Genomic DNA, 26,458 nt, shown 5'->3' with positions numbered 1-26,458 from the left:
TTCAGCCAGCGTTTGCCACGGCTGCCGGCAACAGCGAGCGCGGTGGCAACGACCAGTCGATGGACGCAAGACCGCAGCTTTCCAGGTAGCGGTTGGTTTCGGAAAAGTGCCCGCAACCGAGGAAGCCGCGATGCGCCGATAGTGGCGAGGGATGCACGGAGGTCAGCACGCAGTGACGGTTGCGATCGATCAACTGACCTTTGCGCTGCGCGTGAGCACCCCACAGCAGGAACACCAAGCCTTCGCGTTCACGGTTGAGCGCATCGATCGCGGCATCGGTAAAACCTTCCCAGCCCTTGCCTTGGTGGGCACCGGCGCGACCCTCCTCCACCGTCAACACGCTGTTGAGCAGCAGCACGCCGCGATCAGCCCACGGCATGAGACAGCCGTGATCAGGACGCGGCAAACCCAGATCGCGTTCCACTTCCTTGAAAATATTGTTCAGCGATGGCGGCACCCGCATGGCGGGGCGCACCGAGAAACACAGACCGTGTGCCTGGCCGGCACCGTGATACGGGTCCTGGCCGAGAATCACCACCCGTACCGCATCGAACGGCGTATGCGCGAACGCGGAGAAAATTTCCGGTCCGGGCGGATAAACATGTTTGCCGTGCCGGATTTCATCCCGCAGGAAGCTTGCCAGCGCCTGCATGTCGGGGCGCTGCAGGTAATCACCGATACGCGCCATCCACGAGGGTTCCAACCGAACCGTCGCCTCGCTCATGCCTCGGCCGCGCGCTGCCGCAGATGCCTGGCCACACGCAACTGGAACAGGACCTTGGTGATCAGCAGCGTTTCCTCGACCGGTTTCTCGACCAGGTCATTGGCACCGGACTTGATCAGCGCGGCCTGGTTGGCGGGGTTTTCGTCACCGGTCATCACCAGTACGGGCAGGCTACCCTTGCCATAGCCGAACTCGTTGCGAATATGTTCGAGCAGGTCGCCACCGGTCAGTTCGCCCTTCAAACTGACATCGGTAAGCACCACATCCGCGCCAATCCAGCCCAGCGCGCGATCACCTTCCAACATCGCGATGGCATCTTCCACGCTGACTACGTGGCGTACCGTCAAACCGATTTTTTCGAGCATGCGCCTGGTCGCCAGTGCCACCACGCGGCTGTCTTCCACGTAAAGAATGGTGCCTTCGGCACTGGTTTGCGGGCTGACATAGCCACGGATGAATTCGGCCAGTGCCTGGAAACCCAACCCCTTGTCGAAATAGTCGGTGACATGCTCGCCCAGCGAGCGACGATGCAGGCGATCATCGACATCGCCGGAAACCACCACGATCGGTATATAGGCCTGCGATGACGACTCGCGCACAAAGCGGGCCAGCTCCAACCCGTCCATATCAGGCAGCCGCAACGCGATGGTGATGAAGTCGAACAGGCCGTCTTCGAGCACCTGCTGTGCCTCGGCGCCACCACCACACCCCACCACCTCGACCCCCGGCAGCTCGGCCACGAGCACGCGGGTGATCAACTGGCGCACCACGCGCGAACCGTCGACTACCAGCACGCGCGGCGCGTCGGTAAGCAGACGATTGCTGATCTTCGTAGTCATGCCTTAACTCACCCACCCAAGCCGTGGCCATCCCGACCAGAGAACCTGCCCGTGCATCCTCTGCACCAGCGTGAACCAGCATAGTGCACCGAAGTCGCTCTGCGGCGCTGCGATTCACGTCACCGCGCGAATGATAGCTAGACCGCCTTGCGCAACTGCCAGGCGCTGACCAGACGCGCGCCCAGCCAACCCAGCGTGGCCGCGATCAGCGGCACCGCCAGCAACAAACCTGCCGGCAAGCCGCCAATCTGCAGTTTGCCATCATAGGCCTGGCTCAACTGAGCCACCGGCGTGGCCAGCGTCAACTCGATCAGTACCGCCAGGCAACCAGCCAGCACACCACTGAACAACCCATACCAGATGCCCGAATAGAGATAGGGACGACGGATGAAAGCGCCACTGGCGCCGATCACCAGCAACACGCCGATCTCGTCGCTGCGACTGGCAATGTCGACCCTTACGGTATTGCCAACCACCAGCAAGGCGGCCACCGCCAGCAAGGCAGCCAGCACCAGCACCACCCGGTTGCCCACGCCAAGCAGCGCATCCAGCCGCTGCCGCCACGTGCCACTGTCCTGCACCAGATCGACGCCCTGCATGCCGCGCACATCGGTCACCAGCTGTTCCAGCGACTGGGCACTAGCCTCGTCACGTGGCTGCAACTGCAACACGTAAGGCAAGGGATTCTCTTCCAGTGCCTGCAAGGCGCCGGAAAAGCCCTGCATTTTCGCCAGTTCGTCCATGCCCTGCTGCGGTGTCTTCACGATCACCGAAGCCAGCTCGGGACGATCACCCAACTGTTGCGCCAGCATCTGTGCCTGCGGCGCACTTTGTCCGGGCTGCAGGAATACGCTGATGGCCTGGCTCTGGCCCAGTGCATGACCCAGTTGCTGCACGTTGCCGAGCAACAGGTAGAACGCCAACGGCAAGGCCAGCGCCAACCCCATCACGGCAATCGTCAACAGGCTGCCGAGCGGCCGTGCCGCCAGCCGGCGCAAGCTGGAGCCGGCGCTCCAGCGATGGTGTTCCTGCCAGTTGCCGAAGCGGTTGCTGCGCTGATGGACATTGCGTGATGACGCCTCTGCCGCCAGCAGGGATTCGGACGACTCGCTCACAACACCTCCTGTGCCGACAGATCGGCCACCAGCCTGCCGTGGTCCAGCACGATCACCCGCTTCTTCATGCGCTTGATCAAGGGCAGATCGTGGCTGGCGATCAATACGGTAGTGCCCAGCTGCTGGAATTCGTCGAACAGCCCCATGATTTCCATGGCCAGTTGCGGGTCGAGGTTGCCGGTCGGCTCGTCGGCGATCAGCAGACTGGGCCGCGCCACAATCGCGCGGGCAATGCCGACGCGCTGCTGTTCACCGGTGGAAAGCGTGGCAGGCAACTGCCGCTCGAAGGCCAGCAGGCCGACCTTTTCCAGCGCCGCACGAACCCGTCGAGCGCGCTCCGGCTTGGCGATGCCGCCAATTTCCAGCGGCAACTCCACATTCGCGAACACGCTGCGATCAAGCAACAGCCGGTGATCCTGGAACACCATGCCCAGGTGCCGCCGCCATTTGGGTACGCCGCTGTGGCGGATCTTCGCCAGGCTCTTGCCATCCACGCTGATGGTGCCGTGCGAAGGCCGCTCGATCAGCCCGAGCAACTTCAGCAAGGTGCTTTTGCCGGCACCAGAATGCCCGGTGATGAAGGCCATCTCGCCCGTCGGCACCGTGAACGACAGCTGCGAGAGCGCCTCATGGCCGCCCTCGTAGCGCTTGCTGACCTGATCGAATTGGATCACCGAGCGTCCCCGAACCTGCGTTGCTTCATATCAAACGCAAGGATAAGTGATGCCGGCATCAAGATGACGACTTGCCGCATCGATCAGCGGCGATTGATTCAGACGCGTGCTCCGGGCGCAAGGCCCGGAATTGGCGACGGCTGCAAATCCACCGCACCTGCAAAGCCGAGGAAAGGGCCGGACAGCCCTTCCCTTGCAGGCTCAGCGGCCGGTGAACAGCTTGGTCAGGCGACGAAACAGACCCGGCTTCTTCGGCTGGGCATGGTCAGCCGACTTGCCCGAAGTCACCGTAACCTGACGCGAAGGACGATTGTGGGTGGCAGGCTCGGTCGGCTGGGTGGTCTTGCGCTCGCGCGGCGGACGACGCTCGCCACGCGGGGCACGATCGCCTTCGGTGGCTGCAGCCGGCTGACCGTTCGTCTCGACACCATCGGCCGGCGCACCCTCGCGGTGGCGATTACGCCCACCACGACGACGACGCGGTTTGCGCGGGCCTTCCGCCGCGATGCTGCCATCGGCATTCGGTGCCGCGTCGGTCTTGTGCACGGCAACCGCTACCGGCTGTTCGCTCACAGCAGCGGCTTCGGCAACCACCGGCTTGTGCTCGCGTGGCGGACGCGGCGTGCTGCTGCGAGGTCCGCGACTGCGATCACCGCTGCGGCTGGGGTCGGCACCGCGACGCGGCTTTTCGCCCGGACGCGGCGGCACCACGTCACCAAACGCCGCACTGTCCGCAGCGGCATTGGCGGCAAATTCCGCATCCACGGCACGCGGCTTCGGCATCACCAACAGGGCCGCATCCATCTGGGCCACGGGAATACTCTGGCCGATATAGGTTTCGATATCCGGCAGCGACATGGCGTACAGGTCGCAGGCGAAGCTGATCGCATCGCCTTCGGCACCCAGTCGCGCGGTACGCCCGATGCGATGCACGTAATCCTCGGCATCGTGCGGCAAGTCGTAATTGAAAACGTGACTGACCGCCGGAATGTGCAACCCGCGGGCGGCCACATCGGTAGCCACCAGGATGTCGAGCTGACCGTCCTGGAAGCGCTGCAGCAGCTTCTGCCGTTTCAACTGCGGCACATCACCGGAAATCGCGCCAACGCGGCAACCGTGGCGCTTGACCCGCTCGGTGATCCGCTCGGCGGCGGCCTTGGTGTTGACGAAGATGATGCTGCGCGTCGGCTTGTGCTGATCGATCAGGTTCAGCAGCAGCGGCATCTTTTCTTCCTTGGCCGGGAAGTAGACGACCTGACGCACCTTGTCGGCGGTGACGTTGTCGCTTTCCACCACCAGCTTCTCGGCCTCGTGCATGTGCTCGTAGGCCAGCTCCAGCACGCGATGGCTGAGCGTGGCAGAGAACAGCAGCACCTGGCGCTGTTCGCGTGGCGGCAGCTTGCGGAAGATGAAGCGCACGTCCTTGATGAAGCCGAGGTCGAACATGCGGTCGGCTTCGTCGATCACCATCACCTCGACACTGCCGAGGTTGAACACGCCCTGCTTGTGGTAATCCAGCATGCGGCCGGGCGTGGCGATGATGATGTCGCAGCCATCCTTCAATTGCTGGCGCTGCTTGTCATAGTCGACGCCACCATAGATCAGGGCGGTCTTCAGGCCGGTGTGCTGGCCGATGCTGCGCGCGTCCTTGTCGATCTGGATCGCCAGCTCGCGGGTCGGCGCGATGATCAGCGCGCGCGGGTCGCTATCTTTGCGGTCAGCCACGGCCGGCGTGGTCAGCAGGCGGTTCATCAACGCAACCAAAAAGGCGCAAGTCTTGCCGGTGCCGGTCTGCGCCTGGCCGGCGACGTCGCGGCCGGCCAGTGCCAGCGGCAGGGTCATTTCCTGGATCGGCGTGCAGCGGGTGAAGCCGCTGTCGTCCAGGCCCTGCTGCAACAGCGGATGAAGATCGAAGTTGGCGAAGAAGGTGTCGGTGAGTACGGTTTGTGACATAGGAGGAATTCGGGACCTTGGCCTGACGGCGGCGTGATGCTCTGCACCTCTTCCAGCGGCCGACGATCGGCGCGAAAGCGATGCAGGACGGGTGCGCGGGGCGCAACTGAAGCGTTCAATCTCGGGGTCGGCAAGGTCGCGCCGCGGTGGGGGGTCTGGATAGCAGAAATACCAGTGGCTGCGGCTGCGCAGATTTGGTCAACTTTCCCGCTCTTTTTCGTTGAATAGCTACGGCTATTCGCCTCAAACGATCGAAAAACCTGGCCAAATCTGCATTGCCTCGCGCACTGGATTGCTGCCATCCAGACTCCTGCGACGCCGGATTTGACGGCGGTCCGACAGGCGGCCTGGAAAGCCGCCCTTGAATCGTGCCCGGAGTTGCGCTGGAATGAAGACCTGCCTCCACGGCAAGCTCTGTTCCGGCCCAACCCGCGCTTCGTGGGCGCCTGAGTGTAGCCGATGACGGCCTCGCCCGTCGTCACTCCTTGTTTTTCCGACCCGACCACCCCATTGTTCTCGACCTGCCAGTTCTGGCCCCCCAGCCACGGAGATCCCCGGTGAGCGACCTGATTACCCATGTGAATGACGACGCCTTCGAAGAGCAGGTGCTCAAGTCCGAAACCCCCGTGCTGCTCGACTTCTGGGCGGAATGGTGCGGCCCGTGCAAGGCCATCGCGCCGATGCTGGACGAGCTGGCCAAGCAGTACGAAGGCAAGTTGCGCGTGGTCAAGGTGAATATCGATCAGAACCAGCAGACCCCCCGCGCCTATAACGTTCGCGGCATCCCGACCCTGATGGTGTTCAAGAACGGCAAGGTCGAAGCGACCCAGATCGGTGCCGTCAGCAAGGGCCAGCTGACCCAGATGATCGACAAGGCGCTCTGATCCACCGGCGACACGCGCGCCACCCGCAGCCTGCCCGACACCGTCCGGCAGGCTTGCCATGCTTTACGTCGAACCACGACGGGTGCTAGATTCACTGCGTCCGTCGGGACAGTTCTGTCCCCTGGCGCCTTCCGCGCGACGCACACCCTCCCTCCTGTAATTCAACGGCGCCCCGCGAGGATTGCCCGTGTCCGATACCGATAACAAAATTCCGAACGACGCCAAGAGCGCCGATACCAAGCCTGCTAGCGAAGGCAAGCCGGAGCCACGCGCACGTGCGCCTCGACGCAGCGCGGCGGCCATTGCCGCCGCGAATGCCGAGAAAGCCGCTGGTGGCGAGAAGCCCGCCGCAGCGCCGGCACCGGCGTCTTCGCCGGCGGCAGCACCGGCTCGAGCGCCAGCACCTGCTCCGGTTCAAGCGAGCCTGCCCGTGACGACCTCGGAGCCTTCGGCACCGCGTGCGGCACAGGAGTCGCGTGACAACGCGAGCCCGGGCGGCCAGCCAAGCCAGCCGGCGGCAGCGAATCAGGGTAGCCAGAACCAGAGCCCGTCTGCGCAGAATCCGGCGCAACCGAACGGCTCCACTCAGGGCCAGAACCCGAACGGCGGCCAAGGCAATGCCAACCGCGAGGGACGTGAAGGCCGTGGTCGGCGCCGGCGAAACGAGCGTGGCGAACGCGGCGACCGGCCCGAGCGCAATAACGAGCGCCCCAATCAGCAGCAGGGTCGCCCGCAAAATCATCCGCGGCCGAACCCGAACGGCCTGCCAGTGGACGACGACAACGCCGATCCGGGCAGCAACGACCGGGTGATCAACCTGACCGAGCTGAAGCGCATGAAAGCGCCGCAGCTGCTGGAGTTCGCCGAATCGCTGGGCTTGCACGAAGGCATCGCCCGCGCCCGCAAGCAGGACGTGATCTTCAACGTGCTCAAGGCGCATGCCCGCTCCGGCGGCGGCATCTGGGCCGAAGGCGTGCTGGAAATCCTGCAGGACGGCTTCGGCTTCATGCGTTCGGCGGACGAGTCCTACCTGGCCGGCCCGGACGACATCTACGTCAGCCCCAGCCAGATCCGCCGCTTCAACCTGCGCACCGGCGACTACATCACCGGCCGCGTGCGGCATCCGAAGGAAGGCGAGCGCTACTTCGCGATGCTTCGCGTGGAGACGATCAACGGCGATCCGCCGGAAGCGTCCAAGAACAAGATGCTGTTCGAAAACCTCACCCCGCTGTTCCCACGCAAGGCGTTCAAGCTGGAGCGTGGCAACGGATCGAGCGAGGACATCACCGGCCGCATCCTCGACCTGATCGCGCCGATCGGCAAGGGCCAGCGCGGGCTGATCGTGTCGCAGCCGAAGTCCGGCAAGACGATGATGCTGCAGAACATCGCCCAGGCCATCCAGTACAACCATCCCGAAGCGCATCTGATCATGCTGTTGATCGACGAGCGTCCGGAAGAAGTCACCGAAATTGCCCGTACCGTGCGCGGCGAAGTCATCTCCTCGACCTTCGACGAGCCGGCCGTGCGCCACGTGCAGGTCGCCGAAATGGTGATCGAGCGGGCCAAGCGCCTGGTCGAGCACAAGAAGGACGTGATCATCCTGCTTGACTCGATCACCCGCCTGGCGCGTGCCTACAACACCGTGATCCCCAGCTCCGGCAAGGTGCTCACCGGTGGTGTCGATGCGAACGCGCTGCAGCGGCCAAAGCGCTTCTTCGGCGCAGCACGTAACGTGGAAGAAGGCGGCAGCCTGACCATCATCGCCACCGCGCTGACCGAAACCGGCAGCAAGATGGACGAGGTGATCTACGAAGAGTTCAAGGGCACCGGCAACATGGAAGTGCACCTGAGTCGTCGCATCTCCGAGAAGCGCGTCTACCCGGCAATCGACATCAACCGCTCCGGTACCCGCCGCGAGGATCTGCTGATCGAGCCGGACATGCTGGCCAAGATCTGGATTCTGCGCAAACTGCTGCATCCGATGGATGAGCTGACCGCGATGGAATTCATGCTCGACAAGATGAAGAACACCAAGTCCAACGACGAGTTCTTCAATTCGATGAAGCGCTGAGGCGTCGGGCCGGGGAATCGCCAGATTCCCCGGCTCTCTCGCCGCGAAACAAGGAGGCCGGCAACTTGCCGGCCTTTTTGCTTTTCTGCACTTGTCGCCAAGTAATCACCGGTGCTCCAATCGAACAGTCATTCATGGAGCAACACCGATGTCCTTGCGCAGCGCAATCACCGTACTGGGCATGCTGCTGGCCACGCAGGCGGTCGCGGGAACACCGACACCACACCTGCACGAGAGCTGCCGTCAAACCACGCCGACCATCCGGGAATCGTGGTCGAAGGCGGTGTATGACGCGCCACCTGCCGTCGCCACGTTGATGATTAACGTCATCGACGGCAACCTGACCAAGGCGCGCCGGCAATTGCGCGCCATGAACCCCGAAGACACGAAACACTGGCGACAGACGGCGATGCTCACCGCGGCGTGGACGGGTCAGGCCGCCGTGGTGGATGGCTTGCTCGACGACGGTGCAGCGGTCGATGGTTTGGGCTGGATTCCGCCGTACAAGCCCGGCTTCTTCGGTAAGACCATCGATGCCCTGCAGCACGACTCGCGTCTCGGCGGCCCGGCCACCGCCAAGGCAATGCAGGCGGCAGGCGGGCTGGGCAATCGGAGCCACTCCACGGGACCGGCCTTGATGGCGGCTACCGAATGCGGGGATGTGGCGACCCTGGACGTCTTGCTCCGTCATCACGCCCAGGTCGCTCGGCGCGAAGCACCGAATGTCGCCGATGCGTTGACCGAAGCCACCGTCAACGGCGACGTACTCATCGTGCAGCGTCTGCTCGACCACGGCGCCGATCCCTGCGCGGATGATCGACACATGGCCCGGAATCATCTCGAACATCCCGCCATGCCGACGCAGACGCTGGCGCAGATCGGCACCCACGCCCAGCTTCCCGCCGCACTGATAGCCCGGTTGACCTGCCCGGCCGTTGCCGCGACACACTGAACCCACGCGCCCTGATCCAGCTCAGGGCACGATCCATCCCGCGCTGATCCAATGGGCCGTTCGGCCCGTATGCCATGTCGCCCTTTTTGTGGCAACACGCCGCCCCCATAGTGTCGATCTACCCCGCGAGGCTTCATCCGTGTCCATACCCAGTGCCGTGAAGAGCACCCCGATTGCCGGGCGTCAGCAGCTCACCGATTACCTTGCCGCCGGCGAGAAGCCACGCGAGGCGTGGCGCATCGGCACCGAGCACGAAAAGTTCGGCTTCCGTACCGACGACCTCCGCCCGCCCACCTTCGAAGGTGATCGCGGCATCAAGGTCTTGCTTGAAACACTCGCCACCCGCTACGGCTGGGATGTGGCGCGCGAGGGCGAGAACCCGGTCGCACTGTCACGCGAAGGCGCCTCGATCACGCTGGAGCCGGCCGGCCAACTTGAATTGTCCGGCGCGATGCTGGAGACGGTCCACCAGACCTGCCGCGAGGTGAACTCGCACTTGAAGGACGTGCGCTCCGTGGCCGACGAGCTGGGATTGGGCTTCCTCGGCATGGGTTTCCAGCCGAAGTGGCGTCGCGACGAAATGCCCTGGATGCCCAAGGGTCGCTACAAGATCATGCGCGAATACATGCCCAAGGTCGGCTCGCTCGGCCTGGACATGATGACGCGTACCTGCACCGTGCAAGTGAATCTGGACTTCTCGTCCGAAGCGGACATGATCAAGAAATTCCGCACCAGCCTCGCGCTGCAGCCGATCGCCACCGCGCTGTTTGCCGATTCACCGTTCACCGAAGGACGTCCAAACGGCTATCTGTCCTACCGCTCGCACATCTGGACCGATACCGACAAGGATCGCACCGGCATGCTCGATTTCGTCTTCGCCGACGGTTTCGGCTATGAGCGCTACGTCGACTACATCCTCGACGTGCCGATGTACTTCAGCCTGCAAAACGGCCAGTACATGGACCTCGCCGGACAGGACTTCAAGAAGTTCATGACCGGTGAACTGGCCGCGCTGCCCGGCACGCACGCCACCATGAAGGACTTCGCCGACCATCTCACCACCGCGTTCCCCGAAGTGCGCCTGAAGCAGTATCTGGAAATGCGTGGCGCCGATGGCGGCCCGTGGAACCGGCTATGCGCGTTGCCTGCGTTCTGGGTCGGCCTGCTGTACGACCAGGAAGCACTGGACGCCGCGTGGGATCTGGTCAAGGACTTCACTCCGGTCGAACGACATGCACTGCGCGACGGCGTACCGAAGCACGCACTGAAGCTGCCGTTCCGCGGCGGCACGGTGCGTGACCTGGCCGAAGAAGTACTGAAGATCGCCGCGCATGGCCTCAAACGACGCGCCCGCCTCAACAAGAACGGTGCCGACGAGAGCATCTTCCTGGAGCCGATGATCGAAATCGTGCAGGCCAACCAGACCCCCGCCGAACGCAAGCTGGAACTATTCCATGGTGCGTGGAACGGCAGCGTCGACCCGGTGTTCCGCGAATTTGCCTACTGAGGTGCACGCAGCCTGATCGAACGCGAACCGTTCAGTCAGGCTGCCAACCGGTCAGGAAGCGCGCGCTTCCAGCATCGACCACGCCACCGATTCACCCGCGCGCATCGGCCTGCAGGTCGATGCAGCCAACGGGTATTCATCCGGCACCATCCACGGCTTGCGGTCCAACGTGATGCGATCCGTGTTGCGTGGAAGGCGATAGAAATCCGGACCGTGGAAGCTGGCAAATGCTTCCAGTTGATCCAGTCGACCCACCTGATCGAACGCCTCGGCATACAGTTCCAGCGCTGCGTGCGAGGTATACAAACCGGCGCAACCGCAACTCGACTCCTTCGCCTCGCGCGCATGCGGCGCGCTGTCCGTGCCAAGGAAGAAATGCGTATCGCCGCTGGTCGCCGCCTGTAGCAGCGCCAGGCGATGGGTCTCGCGTTTGAGGATCGGCAAGCAGTAGTGGTGCGGGTTGATACCGCCCGCAAAGATTGCATTGCGATTGAGCAGCAGGTGATGCGCAGTAAGCGTGGCGGCCACGTTGGCTGGCGCTGCAGTGACGAACTCCACGGCGTCACGCGTGGTGATGTGTTCCAGCACCATGCGCAGCGCGGGAAAACGCTCGCGCAGAGGCATCAAATGGCGCTCGATGAACACTCGTTCGCGATCGAAAATATCAATTGCCGAATCGGTGACTTCGCCATGCAGCAGCAGGGGTAGTTCGTGCTTCTCCATCGCCTCCAGCACGGGATACACGTGCGACAGATCGCGCACGCCAGAGTCGGAATTGGTGGTGGCGCCGGCCGGGTAGTACTTCACCGCAAACACGTTGTCGCTGGCCTTGGCGCGCGCGATCTCCTCCACCGACATGCTCTCGGTGAGGTAGAGCGTCATCAGCGGCTGGAAGCGCGAGTCCTTTGGCAGGCAGGCCATGATGCGTCGGCGATAGTCTTCGGCCTGGACCACCGTGGTTACCGGCGGCTTCAGGTTCGGCATCACGATGGCGCGAGCGAAGCGTTCGGCGGTGTGACCGATGACGGAAGCCAGCGCGGCGCCGTCGCGGAGGTGGAGGTGCCAGTCGTCGGGGCGGGTGATTTCCAGGCGGTTTGGCGTCATGAGGGCGGACTCTTGTTGCGATCAGATCGCGTAATGGTATCGTGCTCGCCCGCTTCGGGGTTCCGGCATGGCTCGCCGCGTTTGGAAGCAGAGCTTTCGTCCTCCTTCGGAGGGCGAGGTACTTCTCTTTTGCTTGTCCAAAAGAGAAGTACCCAAGAGAAAACGACACCCCGCTTCCGCGCCTTGCGGACATCGGGCAACTGCTCCTGCGTTGCCTCAACTCCGGCATCCATGCCGTCGCCATGGACTGACGCCAAACTGACCGGCATCCCTGCCGGTCACCCTGCGGGCTGATCCTCCACCCGCCCGCCGCTGCAGAGGGGCCCCTGGTAGAGCAGCGGGCCATCGTGGCCCGCACTCGGTACGCGGTTGCGAGTGCAAAGAGCAAAGAGCAAAGAAGCAGGTGACTACGCTGCAGTCACGCAGGCGACGCATTAGCTCCCTCTCCCCGGCTCCGCCGGGGGAGAGGGTTGGGGAGAGGGCGCTCTTGCTCCAGCTGTTCTAAAAAGTGCGGGCCACGATGGCCCGCTGCTCTACCCGGGGTCCCTTGTGCGGCGGTGAGACGGGGACGACAGGCCGCGTAGCGGGAGTCGACAGGGATGTCGACTCCTTTTCGCCAGGGCAGGATGCCCTGTCGAAAAGCCCGGCCCCGACTCACGAACTTGCTGGGCAGGATGCCCAACAAGCGCCAAGCGGGGTGGCCTTTCTCTTTGGTTATCTTTCTCTTTGGCCACGCAAAGAGAAAGTAACTCGCGCGCCGAAGGCGGGCGAAAGCTCTGGCCCTTGGAAAGAGCCTGAGTTCACCGCAAAATTGAGTCAAGTCCCTCGATCGAACCTCCCGAAAGTTTCAATCCGTCGGCGAGCAGCCTCCTCACCGATTAAGAGCGCCAGACAATAGAAACATAGCTCGTCAGTGAGCCTTTTTGCCAACGGCGAAACCAGAGACCAATAGGGAAGTTCTTTGGCCCCCGTGCGTATGTAACGAAATTCGTGCGTCTCGTAATACTTGCTCAAACTAGAGATGAGTTCTCGATCAAGGGCGTCGAGCGAAACCAAATCGCCGAAGCCGAGACTGTCGGACTCTTCGACCAGGCCACTGAGATTGTGCCCAAGTAGTGGACCACGCAGCCGCTTGTTCTCCATACCTCGGGAAAGCAAATAAGCCTTCAAGCTCAGCTCAATCGATTGGGCAAGCAGGTTGTAGGCAGGCATCAACAAACTGCTTTCGAGTGGGTTGCAATTACCGATCACTTGTTCGGCAGCAACTCGGTAATTCTCCGCGTAGCGGAGCATGCCGAATGGCGAAGGATCAACAACCTCACTGTTCATCACGCAGATAATCTCCGAAGCCCAAATAGCCTACTGCTGCTCTATGTCAACTACTCCCCCCGCAACCACCGCGCCGCATCCACCGCGTAATAAGTCAAAATCGCATCCGCCCCCGCCCGCTTCATCGAAGTCAGCGACTCCAGCACGACGGCCTTCTCATCCAGCCATCCATTCAACGAGGCCGCCTTCAGCATCGCGTACTCGCCGCTGACCTGATACACGAAGGTGGGCACGCCGAACGTGTCCTTTACGCGGCGCACGATGTCGAGATACGGCAGGCCCGGCTTCACCATCACCGCGTCAGCGCCTTCGGCGATATCGAGTTCGATTTCGTGCAGCGCTTCGTTGCTGTTGCCCACGTCCATTTGATAGGTGTGCTTGTTGCCTTTGCCGAGGTTCGCTGACGAACCGACCGCATCGCGGAACGGGCCGTAGAAGGCGGAGGCGTATTTCGCCGAGTAGGCGAGGATGCGGGTGTGGATGTGGCCGGCATCTTCCAACGCTTCGCGGATCGCGCCGATGCGGCCGTCCATCATGTCCGACGGGGCGACGAAATCCATGCCGGCTTCGGCTTGCGCCAGCGACATCTTGATCAGCGCTTCGACGGTAGGCTCGTTCATCACGTACCCGGTGTCGTCGATCAAACCATCCTGGCCGTGCGTGGTGTACGGGTCGAGTGCGACGTCACCGATCAAGCCGAGGTCAGGATACGCCGCCTTCAGCGCGCGGGTGGCGCGGTGCATCAGGTTGTCGAGGTTCCACGCTTCGCTGGCATCGAGGGACTTCACGCTGGAACCCGGCGACGGGAACAGCGCCAGCGCGGGAATGCCCAGCTGCATGCATTCACCGGCAAGTTTGAGCAGTTCGTCGATGGACACGCGATCCACGCCCGGCATCGACGGCACGGGCTCGCGCTGGCCATCGCCTTCGATCACGAAGGCCACCATGATCAGGTCGCTGGCAAGCAAGGTGGTTTCACGCATCAGCGCGCGGGAGAAAGCATCGCGACGCATGCGCCGCATGCGAATGGCGGGAAAACTCATGGCGTGGTCTCGTGACGGGGCATTCCGCCATTTTACGCCGTTGGACCGGATGACTACCGAACGCTCTTTGGGGCACACATTCTGCGCCGTACGGTGAGTAAAACACTGGACTAACCGCGATCATGTCGGCAGGCTTGACGCTTCAAGTCGTCAGGAAGCTCCATGAGCCAGTCCCGCAGCGCCCCCACCCTGCTTGTCGATCTCGGCGGCACCAATGTCCGCTTCGGTGTGGCTGATCCCTCGCTCGAGCATCCGCTGCTACCGGACAGCATTCGCCGCTACCGCGTCGCCGAGCATGAGTCGCTGGTGTCGACGGCGAAACTGTATCTGGCCGACACCGGGCTCACCGTGCATCGCGCCATCGTGGCGGCGGCCGGCCGCATCGTCGATGGCGAGACGGTCAAGGTCACCAATAATCCATGGGCGATTTCGGCACGCCAGACGGCCGACGCGCTGGGTCTGGAATACGTGCATCTGGTCAATGATTTCGCCGCTCAAAGTATGGCGGTGACCTTGTTGCGTGGTGAGGATCTGGTCGATGTGGGCAACGCGCCGCGGCCGATGATCGGCGCCGAGAACGAACAGACGTTTGCGATCGTCGGTCCGGGTACGGGTCTGGGCGTGGGTGGCTTGCTGGTGCGCCAGGGGCATTGCAGCGTGCTGCAAACCGAGGGCGGTCATGCCGGCTTTGCCGCGCATACGCCGGAAGACATCGCGATCCTCGACTACCTCAACCACAAGTACGGTCGCGTTTCCAACGAGCGGCTGATCTGCGGCCAGGGCCTGGTGAATTTGTACGATGCGATTTGCCACATGGTTGGCGCCACACCTGCCGACCTGAAGCCCGAAGACATTACTGGCCGCGCCAAAGACGGTAGCTGTCCGCTGTGCACGCGTACGGTGGAAACATTCGCCGGCATCTTCGGCAGTGTCGCTGGCGATCTGGTGCTTACGCTGGGTGCGTGGGATGGCGTCTACCTCACCGGCGGGCTGATTCCGATTCTGCTGCCGTGGCTGGAGCGTGGCCGCTTCCGCGAACGCTTCGAAGCGAAGGGTCGCTTCCGCGACATCATGGAAAAGGTCCCGACCCAGGCGATCATGAACCCGGAACCGGGATTACTCGGTGCGGCGGCGCTGGCGGTGATGGAGTCGGGACGATCTTTGTTGCAGAAAGCCTGATCGGCAGTCCATCGGACTCACTCCTCCCCACGAATCGCCCTGTTCGACATCATCCATGAACTGACGAAGGCTGACTGAATGCTCCGTCCTGACTGAACCTCCGCGACCTATGTCGGGGAAATTTCCTCGCGCCAAGACTTCGACCCGCCCACGACGCCACAAAGGACACCCAGTGGAAAAACCATGGTTCCGCGTTTTCCTGATGGCGGCAGCCACGCTGATGCCGCTGATCACACCAATGGCCTACGCGGCACAGTATCCAGCGGCCGGTACGCCACAAGCGGCTGCGGCGAAGGAACCTCGCGTCAACTGCCTGGAGGGCTGGGAGCGGCTGCTGCCCGGTGACTATTACGGCTGCCGCGCGCTCTATCACCTGCAACGCCACCACCCGGAGCGGGCGCTGGGGATGCTGAAGGAAGCGGCTTACTGGGCCAACAAGGACGCGCAACACGTGCTCGGCCTAGCCTATGTCAACGGCAATATTGAAGGCATCCCGGCCAATCGCCCGCTCGGCATCGCATGGCTGGCGCTGGCAGCCGAACGCAAGCATGCCGAGTACGTGCACGATTACACCCTCGCCGTCCGGCAGAGTTCGCCCGGCGATGTCTCGAGTGCGTCGACACTGTATGTGGAACTCAAGAAAGTCTATGGCGACCGCGTGGCCGGCGAGCGGGCAACACGCCGCTTCGTGCGCGAAGTCAAATCGCTGGATGATGCTGCAAACGAAGGCGGCAACATGGTTCACATCAGCGGATTGACGCCCTACCCGGAGGCAGCCCTGATCTTGTCCCAAAAAATACACGAGCAGGCCAAGAAGGACTTCGACGGGCTGCAAGGCACCGTCAGCGTCGGTGTGCTTGAGCAAGTCGCCGCTCCCCGCCCGGCATTGCGCGACAAATACAAAGGTCTGTCTTCCGGAAACTGATGCAGCCTTCGGTGTGCTGAACGCTGAGCCGTCCGGGGAAGACTCAGCCCTTCATGCAGTTCGCGCGCAAGCAGTCTCCGCCATCACAGCGCGATTCACCGGAATGGCAACGATCGGTCGACCCACGGCTGGGCATGCGGCGGTTGCCGCCATCGTCCTTATTTCAGCGACGCGGATCACTCGTCGCGAATCGCGGCGATCGGATCCAGCGCTGCCGCCTGACGTGCAGGGTAGATGCTGAAGGCCAATCCGATCACCACGCAGGCCAACACCGAGGCGATCACGCCGATCGGTGCCCATGCCACCTGCCAGCCGGCGAACGCGGCAATCGCGTAGGCCAGCAGCGCACCGAACAGCAAGCCGGCCAGCGCACCGGCAAGGCAGATCACCAGCGCCTCGCGCAGGAAGCGTTGCACGATGTCCTGGCGGCGCGCGCCGATAGCCCGCAACAGCCCGATCTCGCGGCGCCGCTCCAGCACGTTGGCCAGCATGATGTTCATGATGCCGATGCCGCCCACCAGCAAACTCACGCCCGCGATCGAGCCCATCACCACACTGAAGATACGCTGGGTTTTCTGGTTCTGCTGATACAACTGCTGCGGCACGATCAGCCGGTAATCGCTCACGCCAGCGTGGCGCTGGTCAAGCAGCACAGTCAGCACGCGCGCGCCGGCGGCGAGGCCATCGGGGTTTTTGATCCGCAACAGGAAACGATCGACCTCGTCCTCCATCGGCTGGAAGCGGAAGCGCGCGCGGGCACTGGCCAGCGGCACGAACACGCGGTTGCTTTCGGCGCCTAGCGCCACGCCCTCGAATTTGTCCTGACCCAGATCGCGATCGGCCAGCACGCCCACCACCCGCAGCCAGACCTGGTTGACCTTGAATAGCCGTCCCAGCGGCTTGCCATCGGGGAACAACTCATGCGCCACTTGATGGCCCAGCACAGCCACCGCCGCGAGGCTGGCGTCATCGCCGGCACTGAGCGCGCGACCTTCGGCCAGGTGCAGGGAGGCGAGCTGGAAGTAGTCCGGACTGATGCCACTGATTTCGGCATCGGCCTGCCCTTCATCGCTGTAGACGCCCCAGCGCTTGACGCGCTTTTCAGCCGCATAGCGTTCAGCCGAAGGCACCACGTCAAGCGCCGCGCGCGCGTCGGCTACGGTCAGGCCGATACTGCGGGCGCGAGCTTCCTTCAAGGCATCGCCGTCCTGACTTTTTGCTTCGACGATCAGGTTGTGCAGGCCCAGGCTGTCGACCAGTTTCAGTGCCTCGCGACGACTGCCCTCGCCCACACCCTGCATCGCCACGATCGCACCAACGCCGAAGATCATGCCCAGCAGGGTCAGCAAGGTGCGCAGCTTGCGCCGTGACAGTTCCTCGATGGCCTCGCGCCACAATGCAGAAATCATTTCGTCTCCCCGGCCTTGCCCGGCGGCAGCAGGATGCGGTCACCGCTGTGCAATCCGTCGAGCACCTGGGTGCGGGTGGCACCGCGCACGCCCAGCTTCAAGGATCGGGTTTGCAGGTCATCGCCCGCGATGACCTGCACGCTGTCGTGTCCACCGTCATGCAGCAAGGCCATGTTCGGCACGCTGTAGCCCTGCGCCGCCTGCAGCAGGATGATCTTGCCGACGAAGCGCTGCCCCGGCATCCAGCCATAACGTCGAGCCACTTCAGCCGGCACCGTGGTTTTGAGGGCGAGGTACTTCACTGGATTCTGGCGACTGCGCGGCTGCGCCGCCGAGCCGATCCAGCTGATCGCGGATTTCACGGTTTGTGCGGGAAGGCCCCAGCGATGCAGCTCAACGACATCGCCGACGCGAATGCCCTGGGCTTCGATCTGCGGCACGCTCAGCTCCACTTCCAGCGCGTCCAGATCGGGCAGGCTGGCGAACGTATTACCGGCGTAGAGGCTGCCACCTACATGCGGCACCTGGTCGGTCCAGTCCCGTTCCAGTACCAGTACGCCGGCATGCGGCGCGCGCAACTCCAGCGCATCCAGATCGGCCTGCTTCTGCGTGGCCAGCGTGTCGAAACTGTTTCGTTGTGCATCGAGTACGGCCAGCTCGGCGACGCCGCGCGATGCGGATTGGTCTTCACGCCACTGCAGGATGTGCTGGCGCACGTCGAGATAGTGCACGTCCTGCACGGCATCGAGAATGTCGTTGCGTGCCATCGCGTCAAGACTCGCGTTGGCATAGCGCGCGGCGATGGCATGTTGCGCCCGCACCTGGATCAGGTCGACAGCCAGCTGACCGTTCTTGTCGGCAAGCTCGGCCTGCTTGCCGACGCGCGCTAGCGCATTGCGCTGCAGGTCGATCTGCGCTTCCAGCAAATCCTGCTTGCTCTGATCGGCGGAGAAGCGTGCCACCAGTTCACCCTTCTTCACGGCGCTGCCATCGGCCAGCATCCAGTTCAACTGGCGCGAACTCCATTGCCGACCCGGCACCAGCAACGGCGTCGGCTTGGTCGAATGCAGCTCGCCCTCACCCTGCACGCTGAATTCCAGCGGGCCGGAACGGGCCTGTTCCAGCACCGTACGATCCGTTGCCGGCTGGGTGCAGCCTGCGAGCAGAATCAGCAGCAACCATCCGCCGCGGCGCATCATCGTTTTGCTCCCGCTGGCGTGACAACCTCGACCTGCACCGGTTGGCCGGGCTTGAGACCGGAGCCGGCCTGATCCAGGTGGATGATCAGATCGACCACCGGCACCGCTTCTACCCGCGACTTGCTGTGCACGGTGCCGCCCACTTCAGCGATGACGCCGGACAACCTGCGATCACCGCCGGAAACAAGCACGCGTACACGCTGACTCGTGGCCACCCGGGTGAGCTCGCGCTCGGGCAGTGCGGCGCGCACCGCCAACGTCGACAAGTCGGGCATCTGTGCCACCGACTGGCCACGCCAGATCTGCGAACCGACATCGACCTTGCCGCCTTGCCAACTTTCCTGGTGCACCACGATGCCGTCACGCGGTGCCTTGACGGTCAGCGCGTCGAGCGACTCCTGCAACTTGTTCACTTCGGTCTGCAGCGCAGTCACTTCCGCATCGGCCATGGCCTGCTCGGCATTGCGTTCGCGTATGGCTACCTGCTGTCGATGCGCGGTGAGCTTCAGTCGATGCTCTGCCTTGACCCGCGCTACCACCAGTTTCTGGTAGTCGACTCGCGCGATGTAATCCTTCGGCTGATCGGCCTTGCGTTGCGCCTTCTCCATCTCGGCACGCGCCTGCGCGGTGGCCAGCTCGGCTTCGCGTGCACGATCCGCGAGATCGAGTTTGAGTTGCTCCTGCTTGCGCCGTTTCTCGGCCAGCTCGCCGCGTTTGGCGGTGAGGTTCTTGATCACGTCGGAGGCTTCGAAAGCGACCAGCATGTCGCCCTTCTTCACCGACTGCCCGTCGCTGGCCATCTGGCTTACGGTCATCTGCCACAGACCATCCACCGAGGGCGGCGAGATCGCCAGACTGCGCTGCGCGAACACCTCGCCATCGGCCTTCAAGGGAGTGGACTCACCGGCACCTGACCGGCCCGCATGTGCTTGCTCATCATGCAGGTCGCTATCGACACGCACGCTCATGCCTTGCCGCAAGGGCAGCTTCACGCCAGCGGGCAAGGCGATGCCCACCTCGAAATAGCGACCATCGCCCCAGGCCTCGCGGCTGGCAGAGGCGCCGGCGATGCTGGTGATACGGCCTTGCAATAGACTGTCGGGCAGCGCATCGACATGCAGCTGCAACGATTGCCCCAGGCGCAAACCCACGCGATCGGGTTCGAGAACCCATGCCTGCACGGTGTAGCCGCTGGCCTCACCCACCACCTCGCCGACCTTGCTGCCGGGAAAGCTGGTCGAGCCTTCCTCATAGCGACCGCCACTGCCAAACATATTGTCGAAGCCATGCACCACCGTACCGGCGTGATCGGCGCGCACCACGGCACCGGCTACCTGCTTTTGGTAGAAGCTCAGCGCTGCGTGTTGCTTGTCGACCTCCAGCTGGCCGTCTTGCCGCCGGCGCACCACTGCGGCGACAGCCTGTTCGACTTGCAGCCTCTTCAGTGCCAGCGCACTCTCGGTGCGCTCGATCTCGCCTTGATGACGGTCGTAGTCGAGTGCCGAAATCAGCGACTTCGGAATTACCGCATCTACCGCAGCGGTGTCGCGCTCGGCCTGTGCATCGGCCAGCGCCAGTTCGGCATCGGCCTGCTTCAGCTCCAGCTCGGCGATCTCCTTCGCGCTCTTCGCTTCCATCTGGTCGAGTTGCGCCTGCAAGGTGCGCAGCTCGGTCTCGGCCTGGCCAGCGTCGATGCGCAGCAATACGTCGCCCGGCTTCACCGTCGTTCCGTCGGCGATGTAATAACGCAGCACTACCGGCGAACTCATCGAGGGCGGCGTAAAAATATCCTGCGCGCCGGCAACTTGCACTTCACCGCTGAATACCGTGGCCAGCAGCGGTGCCGGCAACAGCGCCATGACCAGCAACAGCGCCTCAAACCGCCGAATCATGTTCGATCCTCCCGTCACGCAGGCTGATCTGTCGCTGCGCACGCGCGGCAACCTCGGCATCGTGGGTAACCAGCACCACGGTCTGGCCTGCAGCATGCACTTCGGCCAGCAGCGCCAACACGTCGGCCGCGCTCTTCGAATCGAGGTTGCCGGTAGGTTCGTCGGCCAGCAACAGTGCCGGCTTCATCAACAACGCACGAGCGATTGCCACGCGCTGCATCTGGCCGCCGGACAGCTGCCCGGGACGATGCGCCAGATGCCGTTGCAAGCCCATCCGCTCCAGCAATTCGTGGGCGCGCGCTTCCAGCCCTTGATCCGACCCGCGCAGGAACCGCCGTGGCAACAGCGCGTTTTCCAGCACGCTCAAACGCGGCAACAAGTGGAACGACTGGAACACGAAACCGATGCGGCGATTGCGGAAATCGCTGGAGCGCTCGTCATCGAAAGTCGACACGTCGACGTCATCGAGCAGGTAGCGTCCGCTGTCGGGTCGATCGAGGCATCCAAGCATGTTGAGCAGGGTGGACTTGCCCGACCCCGATGGCCCGACGATGGCCATGAACTGGCCTTGTGGCACCTCGAAGTTGACACCATCCAAGGCGGCAATGGTTTGCCCGCCGATCCGGTAATGCCGCGTCACCGCCTCCATGCGCACCATCGTGTCGCCTTCCTTTTCGAGCACCGAAGCTCCAGTCTTGCCGCTGATGCCTGCTTTGACAAGCATGGGCAACCAACTCGCTCAGCCTGGCGCGAGCAACGCGTCCAGATCGCCTTCGTCGAAGCTGAGTTTCTGCCGACTGCCACCGCCTTCCAGCACCGCCGCAGCAAGTTCGGCCTTGCGCTTTTTCAGTTCCTCGATGCGCTCTTCGACCGTACCTGAGGTGATCAGACGGAACACGAACACTGGCTTGTCCTGGCCGATGCGATGCGCGCGATCGCTGGCCTGCGCTTCGGCGGCGGGGTTCCACCATGGGTCGTAGTGGATCACGGTGTCGGCGGCGGTGAGGTTCAAGCCCACGCCACCGGCTTTCAGCGACAGCAGGAACAACGGTACGTCGCCGTTCTGGAACCGCTGCACCGGCTCGGCGCGATCGCGGGTGTCGCCGGTGAGGGTGACGTAGCGAATGCGGCGGCGATCGAGTTCGGCAGCGATCAGTTTCAGCATGCCGGTGAACTGCGAGAACAGCAGCACCTTGCGGCCTTCGTCGAGCAGCGCCGGCAGCATGTCCATCAGCAATTCGAACTTCGCCGATTCGGTCACGCCGCGCGCCGCTTCCAGTTTCACCAGACGCGGATCGCAGCAGACCTGACGCAGCTTGAGCAAAGCATCCAGCACCACGATGCCGGAATGCGAAATGCCGCGCTGGGCGATCACTTCGCGCAGTTCCTCCGCGAGTGTCAGGCGCAAGCCTTCGTACAGTTCGCGCTGGCGGCCGTCGAGCACTACGCGGCGAGTGATCTCGGTTTTTGGCGGCAGCTCTTTCGCCACCTGCGATTTGGTCCGGCGCAGGATGAATGGCGAAATGCGCAGATTCAAGCGCTGCTGGCATTCCTCGTCGTGCTGCTTCTCGATCGGTATGCGGTAGAAACGGCGGAACGCACTCTCGTCACCAAGCAGGCCCGGTACCGCCAGATCGACCTGCGACCACAACTCGCCCAGATGATTTTCCAGCGGCGTGCCGGTCAGGCAGACATAACGCGGCGTGCGCAGGCTGAGCAGCGCGCGCCGTGCCTGCGTACGCGGGTTTTTCACCTGCTGCGCCTCGTCCAGCACGATCAGCGCGAACGGTTGCTGACGCAACGCCACTACATCGCGTGGCAATAACGCGTAGCTGGTCAGCACGATATCCTGCGCGCCCAGTTGATCGAATTCTTCGGCGCGTTGCGGGCCGTGCAGGGTCAACACCCGCAGCATCGGCGCGAAGCGGGCGATCTCCGACTGCCAGTTCGGGATCAGGCTGGTCGGCACCACGATCAGCGCGGGCTGGCTCAACGCGCCACTCTGTTTCAGCGACAGCAAATGGGTGATCAGTTGCAGCGTCTTGCCCAGACCCATGTCGTCGGCGAGCACACCGCCGACACCGGCTTCGGCCAGCGCGTTCAACCAGCGCAGACCTTCGCGCTGGTACGGGCGCATCTCGACCGTGAGGCCTTCGGGCACCGCGTCGCTGGCGCGCTCGGCGGCATCACGCAGGCGCTTGGCGAAGCCGAATAGCGGATCGGCTGCTTCCAGCTGGCTGCCGCTGGGCATCGCTGCGGCCAGCTCTTCCAGCCGGCCGGCCTGCACGCGCGGCAGATGGAGCTTCTTGCGCGGCTTCTCCAGGTATTCCGCCAGCGGCGCCAACAATCCACGCAACTCCTTCAGCCGCACCGGCACGCGTCGACGCGCATCGACGGGCGCATACCACACAGCATCTTCCGGCTCGTTCGGTGCCGGACTCAAATTCAACTGATGCTCGGCCAGCGCCTGCGCCACGGCGGGCAACAGGTTGTGCCGCTCACCGTCCAGCTCGATGCCGATTTCCAGATCGAAAGCGTGATCGTCGACATCCTCCACCGCGTGGCCGTACCACTTCACCGGACCTTCCAGTACCTCGAACGGAAAACTGGGCGCGTATTCGATCTGGAAATTTTCGGTCTCCAGCTTGGGTCGCAGTGCCAGCCAGCGTGCCGGCGTGTTGACCTCCAGTGCGCCGGCATAGCCGGTGCCGGGGAACAGCCATGCATCATCGGGCAGGGTTTCGGCCACATCCCACGGCAAGCCTTCGGTGTCCACGCCAGGCGTGAGGCCGGCGCGTTCCAGTTGCTCCATCGCGGTCAGTTCTTCGGCACGGCGACGGTTGATCTCGACCAGTTGCCCATTGCGTACGCGACGCACCAGCGGTTCACCACCGCGCCCGGGCAGGCGTTCACCGGCGTAGTCGAAGGTCAGCCGCGCGTAACCCAGCGGGGGCGTGCCGGCGGCCAGCCGCGCATGTCGGGTCAGCGCGTGCAAAATCAGGATGGGTTTGGGCGGCAGCTCGGAACGACGCACCTCGTTGAACACCTGCGGCAGCGGCACGCGAGTGGCCAGTCGACTGCCACTGAGGCGACTGCGTAGGCGGCGGCCGTGTTCGTGCTTCAGCGGCGGCAGATCAAGCCAGTGAGTTTCTTCGCTGGCGGCATCGAAACGACCGACGGTCGCGCGCTCGACATCGAGATACCACAGACTATCAATGCGCAGCAGACGCTGACTGTGCGGCAACACCGGCAGCAGGCGCTGACTGCCGTCCTGCTCCATCTGCCAATGCCAGTTGAGTTGGTGTGACTTTCCACGCGACAACCGCAAGCCGGCCAGACCACCGAGGAAGCTGGGCGCGGTATCGAGAATTTCAGCGAGCAGGGTGTCACCGACATGACCTGCAAGTCGCGCGTAACTGCGGCCCTTGCGCACGCTCTGCGGCAAACCGAGCATGGTCGCGGCGAGGCGCTGCTCATGCGGCTGCAACGGCGACTGCGCCAGGTGACGGCTATCCAGCGGTACCGGCCGCACATAGCGGCCATGCTCGGCAACGCCGAGCAGCACGGGTGCCACTTCCAGCCGTACGAAGGCGGCACCTTCTTCGGGCATGACTTCGAGGAAGAAACCGAGCACACCATGCTCTTCGGCAACCGCCGGTTTGGGCGCAGCCAGCAGCCGTCGCCATGCAGGTGGCAGGGCTTCGTCGTCGCCGGATGTTGCGTTGGCGGCGTGCTGTTTCTCGTCCGGTTGCGGCATGCGCATGCGGTCCGTGGCGATGACCAAAACACTGAGCTTACCAGCGCACGAGCCTGATGCGACCGTTGTGATCGCATTGCCGGCCGCGATGACCGGAATGCAGGAACAACTCAGGCGTTGCCGAACAGACCGTGGGGATATTCCGGCTTCTGTTCGCGGGCCATCAAGGCCTTCAGGCCATCGACCGGAGTGACTTCGCCATGCAGCACGGCACGCACGCCAGCACTGATGGGCAAGTCGAGTCCATGCTTGTCGGCCAGTCGCGCCACTTCGTCGGCGGTGAGAATGCTCTCCACCACCTGACCGATCCGGCGCACCGCTTCATCGATCGCGATGCCCTGACCCAGCGCCAGACCCAGCCGCCGATTGCGCGACAGGTCGCCGGTGCAGGTCAGCACCAGATCGCCGAGGCCAGAAAGACCGATCAGCGTTTCCGGACGCGCACCCAGTGCCACACCCAGCCGCAGCATCTCGTTCATGCCGCGCGTGATCAGACCCGCTCGCGCGTTCAAGCCGAGCTCCATGCCGTCGGCAATGCCGGTGGCCACCGCCAGCACGTTCTTCATCGCGCCACCGAGTTCGGCGCCGATCACGTCGCCGCCGGAGTAGGCGCGCAGGTTCGGCGCGTGCAGCAGCGTCGCCAGTCGTTTGGCGAATGCGGGGTCTTCCGAGTGCACGGTGACCGCACTGGGCAGGCCCGAGGCCACTTCCTTCGCAAACGACGGACCGGTGACCACCGCCGCCGGGCGACCGGGCAGTTGTTCGGCCACCAGTTCATGCAGGAAGCGGCCGGTACCCGGCTCAAAACCCTTGGTCGCCCACGCAATCGCTGTATCGGCATCGAGCAGCGGCGCCAGATCGACCAGCATGCTGGCGAACGCGTGACTGGGCACCACGATCAACACCACGCCGGCACCACGGACGGCGCGAGCCAGATCGCTTTCGTAGGTCAGCTCGGCCGGTAACGCGATGTCCGGCAGGTAGCGCTGGTTGACACCCGTGGCCGCCATCGCGGCCAGGGCTTCGCCGTCGCGCCCCCACAACGTGGTGGGCACGCCGTTGCGCGCGATCAGTGCTGCCAGCGCCGTGCCCCAGGAGCCGGCGCCGAGAACGGTCAGCTTCGGGTGATCAGGCATGCCGGACTCAGCTGTTCAGCGTGGCCGGAACTTCATCGCCGCCCATCGCACCACGGCGCTGCTGTTCGGCGAACAGCGCATCGAAGTTGATCGGCTGCAGCAGGAACGGCGGGAAGCCGCCCTCCAGCACCAGCGACGAAATGACCTGGCGGGCATACGGAAACAGCAAATTCGGGCAATAGCTGCCGATGATGCCGGCCTGGTCGGCTTCGCTGAAGCCGGCAATGCCGAACACACCGGCCTGCTCCACTTCCGCCAGGTACGCGGTGCGCTGACCGATGGTGCAGGTCAGGGTCAGGCTGAGCACCACTTCATACAGGCTGTTGCCCAGATCGGTAGCCTTCTGGCCCAGGTTCAGCTGTACCTGCGGCTGATCCTTCTCGTCGATTTCCTGAAAGATCTGCGGCGCATTCGGCGCCTCGAAGGACACGTCCTTCACGTAGATCTTCTGCATCACCAGCTGCGGCTGACTGGCTTGGCCATTGGCCTGGTCGTTGGTGATCTCTTGTGCCATCGGGTGTTCCTCGAGTCGGGGCGTTTGGATAAAAGAGCACGATTGTTCCATACATCCCCGCCCCGCGCACGTCGGCGGGCATGACAGAATGCCGCGAAGATTGCGCAGGCCCCTGTTTTCCTGCAACAATACGCGGCTCGCCTCTGTTGACCCGGTATTTCCGGGCGGTCCGCCACGCGGTACGGACCTCATGATCATGCGACGCAAGACCTCCAGCATCGCGTGGCGCATGGCGCCGCTGGGCCGATCACA

Annotated in this window: 21 protein-coding genes; 6 read left to right on the top strand and 15 right to left on the bottom strand. The window is 63.6% G+C overall.

The features are described 5' to 3' along the window. Window position 1: 1 nt before the first annotated feature. From ung to PY254_RS04350, 5 genes are all read right to left on the bottom strand, one after another. Window positions 2-724 carry a uracil-DNA glycosylase gene (gene ung / locus PY254_RS04370; protein WP_281014260.1) on the bottom strand — a complete coding sequence of 241 codons (723 nt, stop codon included), beginning with the start codon at window positions 722-724 and terminating at the stop codon, window positions 2-4. Continuing rightward, entirely contained in the window at window positions 721-1,563 is an 843-nt protein-coding gene (locus PY254_RS04365) for a response regulator (protein ID WP_281014259.1), read from the bottom strand. The genes ung and PY254_RS04365 overlap by 4 nt, the downstream gene beginning before the upstream one ends. A gap of 137 nt (window positions 1,564-1,700) precedes the next feature. Further along, window positions 1,701-2,678 carry a permease-like cell division protein FtsX gene (ftsX, locus tag PY254_RS04360; protein ID WP_281014258.1) on the bottom strand — a complete coding sequence of 326 codons (978 nt, stop codon included), beginning with the start codon at window positions 2,676-2,678 and terminating at the stop codon, window positions 1,701-1,703. Beyond that, entirely contained in the window at window positions 2,675-3,352 is a 678-nt protein-coding gene (gene ftsE, locus PY254_RS04355) for a cell division ATP-binding protein FtsE (protein ID WP_281014257.1), read from the bottom strand. The genes ftsX and ftsE overlap by 4 nt, the downstream gene beginning before the upstream one ends. Before the next feature lie 201 nt (window positions 3,353-3,553). Then, window positions 3,554-5,305 carry a DEAD/DEAH box helicase gene (locus tag PY254_RS04350; protein WP_281014256.1) on the bottom strand — a complete coding sequence of 584 codons (1,752 nt, stop codon included), beginning with the start codon at window positions 5,303-5,305 and terminating at the stop codon, window positions 3,554-3,556. 557 nt (window positions 5,306-5,862) lie between these two features. On the opposite strand from PY254_RS04350, the gene trxA reads away from it, so the two are divergent. The 4 genes from trxA to PY254_RS04330 all read left to right on the top strand — a co-directional run bounded on the left by trxA (window position 5,863) and on the right by PY254_RS04330 (window position 10,719). Further along, window positions 5,863-6,189, top strand: coding sequence for a thioredoxin TrxA (trxA, locus tag PY254_RS04345; protein ID WP_281014255.1), 327 nt, complete (start codon window positions 5,863-5,865; stop codon window positions 6,187-6,189). 187 nt (window positions 6,190-6,376) lie between these two features. Continuing rightward, window positions 6,377-8,260 carry a transcription termination factor Rho gene (gene rho / locus PY254_RS04340; protein WP_281014253.1) on the top strand — a complete coding sequence of 628 codons (1,884 nt, stop codon included), beginning with the start codon at window positions 6,377-6,379 and terminating at the stop codon, window positions 8,258-8,260. Between the two features lie 148 nt (window positions 8,261-8,408). Then, entirely contained in the window at window positions 8,409-9,212 is an 804-nt protein-coding gene (locus PY254_RS04335; protein WP_281014252.1) for an ankyrin repeat domain-containing protein, read from the top strand. 139 nt (window positions 9,213-9,351) lie between these two features. Beyond that, window positions 9,352-10,719 (top strand): glutamate--cysteine ligase, encoded by a 1,368-nt coding sequence (locus PY254_RS04330; protein WP_281014250.1) that lies wholly within the window; start codon window positions 9,352-9,354, stop codon window positions 10,717-10,719. Between the two features lie 51 nt (window positions 10,720-10,770). On the opposite strand, the gene pyrC is transcribed toward PY254_RS04330, so the two are convergent. The 3 genes from pyrC to hemB form a co-directional block, all read right to left on the bottom strand. Then, window positions 10,771-11,823, bottom strand: a complete 1,053-nt coding sequence (gene pyrC / locus PY254_RS04325) for a dihydroorotase (RefSeq protein ID WP_281014249.1) — start codon at window positions 11,821-11,823, stop codon at window positions 10,771-10,773. 816 nt (window positions 11,824-12,639) lie between these two features. Then, window positions 12,640-13,152, bottom strand: a complete 513-nt coding sequence (locus PY254_RS04320; RefSeq protein ID WP_281014248.1) for a HEPN domain-containing protein — start codon at window positions 13,150-13,152, stop codon at window positions 12,640-12,642. A gap of 50 nt (window positions 13,153-13,202) precedes the next feature. Beyond that, window positions 13,203-14,195 (bottom strand): porphobilinogen synthase, encoded by a 993-nt coding sequence (hemB, locus tag PY254_RS04315; protein WP_281014247.1) that lies wholly within the window; start codon window positions 14,193-14,195, stop codon window positions 13,203-13,205. A 162-nt stretch (window positions 14,196-14,357) separates the two neighbouring features. On the opposite strand from hemB, the gene glk reads away from it, so the two are divergent. Both glk and PY254_RS04305 read left to right on the top strand, forming a co-directional pair. Continuing rightward, a complete protein-coding gene (glk, locus tag PY254_RS04310; RefSeq protein ID WP_281014246.1) occupies window positions 14,358-15,374 on the top strand; it encodes a glucokinase in 1,017 nt (338 codons plus the stop codon). A gap of 172 nt (window positions 15,375-15,546) precedes the next feature. After that, entirely contained in the window at window positions 15,547-16,299 is a 753-nt protein-coding gene (locus tag PY254_RS04305) for an SEL1-like repeat protein (RefSeq protein WP_281014245.1), read from the top strand. Between the two features lie 176 nt (window positions 16,300-16,475). On the opposite strand, the gene PY254_RS04300 is transcribed toward PY254_RS04305, so the two are convergent. From PY254_RS04300 to secB, 7 genes are all read right to left on the bottom strand, one after another. Then, entirely contained in the window at window positions 16,476-17,708 is a 1,233-nt protein-coding gene (locus PY254_RS04300; RefSeq protein ID WP_281014244.1) for an ABC transporter permease, read from the bottom strand. Continuing rightward, window positions 17,705-18,907, bottom strand: coding sequence for an efflux RND transporter periplasmic adaptor subunit (locus PY254_RS04295; protein WP_281014243.1), 1,203 nt, complete (start codon window positions 18,905-18,907; stop codon window positions 17,705-17,707). The genes PY254_RS04300 and PY254_RS04295 overlap by 4 nt, the downstream gene beginning before the upstream one ends. After that, on the bottom strand, window positions 18,904-20,799 hold the full coding sequence (locus tag PY254_RS04290) for an HlyD family secretion protein (RefSeq protein ID WP_281014242.1): 1,896 nt from the start codon (window positions 20,797-20,799) through the stop codon (window positions 18,904-18,906). The genes PY254_RS04295 and PY254_RS04290 overlap by 4 nt, the downstream gene beginning before the upstream one ends. Continuing rightward, on the bottom strand, window positions 20,783-21,523 hold the full coding sequence (locus tag PY254_RS04285; RefSeq protein WP_281014241.1) for an ABC transporter ATP-binding protein: 741 nt from the start codon (window positions 21,521-21,523) through the stop codon (window positions 20,783-20,785). Before PY254_RS04285 ends, PY254_RS04290 begins: the two co-directional genes overlap by 17 nt. A 15-nt stretch (window positions 21,524-21,538) precedes the next feature. Next, entirely contained in the window at window positions 21,539-24,556 is a 3,018-nt protein-coding gene (locus tag PY254_RS04280) for a DEAD/DEAH box helicase (protein WP_281014240.1), read from the bottom strand. A 110-nt stretch (window positions 24,557-24,666) separates the two neighbouring features. Beyond that, window positions 24,667-25,692: an NAD(P)H-dependent glycerol-3-phosphate dehydrogenase gene (locus PY254_RS04275; RefSeq protein ID WP_281014239.1), complete on the bottom strand. Its 1,026-nt coding sequence runs from the start codon at window positions 25,690-25,692 to the stop codon at window positions 24,667-24,669. Between the two features lie 7 nt (window positions 25,693-25,699). Beyond that, window positions 25,700-26,206 (bottom strand): protein-export chaperone SecB, encoded by a 507-nt coding sequence (gene secB, locus PY254_RS04270; protein WP_281014238.1) that lies wholly within the window; start codon window positions 26,204-26,206, stop codon window positions 25,700-25,702. Between the last annotated feature and the right edge of the window lie 252 nt (window positions 26,207-26,458).

It is taken from the genome of Rhodanobacter sp. AS-Z3, assembly GCF_029224025.1.
Taxonomy (GTDB): domain Bacteria; phylum Pseudomonadota; class Gammaproteobacteria; order Xanthomonadales; family Rhodanobacteraceae; genus Rhodanobacter.
Note: the sequence above shows the minus strand (reverse complement) of the source record. Positions and strands in the feature narration are given on the sequence as shown.

Excerpts from the sequence above, each read along its gene's own strand:
- PY254_RS04300 (WP_281014244.1), bottom strand. The coding sequence starts at position 17,708 with ATGATTTCTGCATTGTGGCGCGAGGCCATCGAGGAACTGTCACGGCGC.
- PY254_RS04285 (WP_281014241.1), bottom strand. The coding sequence starts at position 21,523 with ATGCTTGTCAAAGCAGGCATCAGCGGCAAGACTGGAGCTTCGGTGCTC.
- PY254_RS04365 (WP_281014259.1), bottom strand. The coding sequence starts at position 1,563 with ATGACTACGAAGATCAGCAATCGTCTGCTTACCGACGCGCCGCGCGTG.
- hemB (WP_281014247.1), bottom strand. The coding sequence starts at position 14,195 with ATGAGTTTTCCCGCCATTCGCATGCGGCGCATGCGTCGCGATGCTTTC.
- pyrC (WP_281014249.1), bottom strand. The coding sequence starts at position 11,823 with ATGACGCCAAACCGCCTGGAAATCACCCGCCCCGACGACTGGCACCTC.
- PY254_RS04290 (WP_281014242.1), bottom strand. The coding sequence starts at position 20,799 with ATGATTCGGCGGTTTGAGGCGCTGTTGCTGGTCATGGCGCTGTTGCCG.
- glk (WP_281014246.1), top strand. The coding sequence starts at position 14,358 with ATGAGCCAGTCCCGCAGCGCCCCCACCCTGCTTGTCGATCTCGGCGGC.
- PY254_RS04335 (WP_281014252.1), top strand. The coding sequence starts at position 8,409 with ATGTCCTTGCGCAGCGCAATCACCGTACTGGGCATGCTGCTGGCCACG.
- ung (WP_281014260.1), bottom strand. The coding sequence starts at position 724 with ATGAGCGAGGCGACGGTTCGGTTGGAACCCTCGTGGATGGCGCGTATC.
- PY254_RS04295 (WP_281014243.1), bottom strand. The coding sequence starts at position 18,907 with ATGATGCGCCGCGGCGGATGGTTGCTGCTGATTCTGCTCGCAGGCTGC.
- PY254_RS04350 (WP_281014256.1), bottom strand. The coding sequence starts at position 5,305 with ATGTCACAAACCGTACTCACCGACACCTTCTTCGCCAACTTCGATCTT.
- PY254_RS04275 (WP_281014239.1), bottom strand. The coding sequence starts at position 25,692 with ATGCCTGATCACCCGAAGCTGACCGTTCTCGGCGCCGGCTCCTGGGGC.
- PY254_RS04280 (WP_281014240.1), bottom strand. The coding sequence starts at position 24,556 with ATGCCGCAACCGGACGAGAAACAGCACGCCGCCAACGCAACATCCGGC.
- secB (WP_281014238.1), bottom strand. The coding sequence starts at position 26,206 with ATGGCACAAGAGATCACCAACGACCAGGCCAATGGCCAAGCCAGTCAG.
- PY254_RS04320 (WP_281014248.1), bottom strand. The coding sequence starts at position 13,152 with ATGAACAGTGAGGTTGTTGATCCTTCGCCATTCGGCATGCTCCGCTAC.